Raw genomic sequence first — 982 nt, forward strand, 5'->3', positions numbered from 1 at the left:
GTCACAATGAATGCGTGTTGAAAGAGGAGTTCTCCTGCTTCACGGATTGATCGAATACAGACACGACGGGGTTTCGACCATGATTGTGCTTGATAAGGCATTGAAAAATACTGAACTTCCCGATCTTCCCATTTTTGGTTATCTCCGTAAAGAACGGATTGCTCAGCTAATTGACTTAATCTCCGATTGTTCTTTAATCGGATCACATACTGACTTTCATTTTCTTCACAAGACTCATACACCTCTGGTGTTGCGAAGCCGCTGTCCCCACGAACCAATATGTCAGTATTCGGTATGGATTCATTGTAGTGGTGTAACAATGGGTCGATAAAGGCTTTCACCCCTTTAGATGTGTACTGATTACCTGAACGCAGTTCAGCTTTTAAGAAATCTCCAGTCAGTCCGTCAAAGGCAACTAATGGGTGGTAGCCGTAGGTTTGATAATGTGCATTATAATCTGTTTGTTCTTGATGGCCAAAGGTATCTGAATGAGTGGAATCGAGATCAATGATTAACTCGGTGTCATTGCGAATCAAACGCGCTTTATCAATGAGCGACTGATTTAATGATTGTAATTGACCCACATTTTCCGTGGTGAAACGATCCAGAAACCGTGAAATTGACGATTGTGAGGCTAATTGTTTTCTGCCTAACACCATTTGAAAGACTGGATCCTGTCGTAACAGATTAGCTGACGAGTCTGCCGAATAACCAGCAATCAGTTGCATAATGAGCTGTTCTAATATCGCTAAATTATCATGCGTGTAGTAAGCACGGTTATCTTTAATGTCCAGAAGTGATTTCGCCAAATCAGAAAACTTGAAGGTATCCATTACTTCTTTAACTAAGACTAAACCCGAATCACTCGATAAACGACCACCTGTATGCGAAATGATGATGTTTGAATTGAATTTTACCTGGTTTTTGTGTAAGCTAATCATGAAGAGAACTCCTTTCTTATGGTTGGTTTAGACACCTTTAC

Annotated in this window: 1 protein-coding gene; it reads right to left on the bottom strand. The window is 40.5% G+C overall.

Annotated features, from left to right (window positions below; translation table 11 throughout):
- Positions 1–941: IS1380 family transposase (locus tag ACEN33_RS12410; protein WP_407095210.1), on the bottom strand; the 941-nt coding region annotated here is incomplete at its 3' end.
- Between the last annotated feature and the right edge of the window lie 41 nt (positions 942–982).

Source organism: Ruoffia sp. FAM 24228, from assembly GCF_045528575.1.
Lineage (GTDB): Bacteria > Bacillota > Bacilli > Lactobacillales > Aerococcaceae > Ruoffia > Ruoffia halotolerans.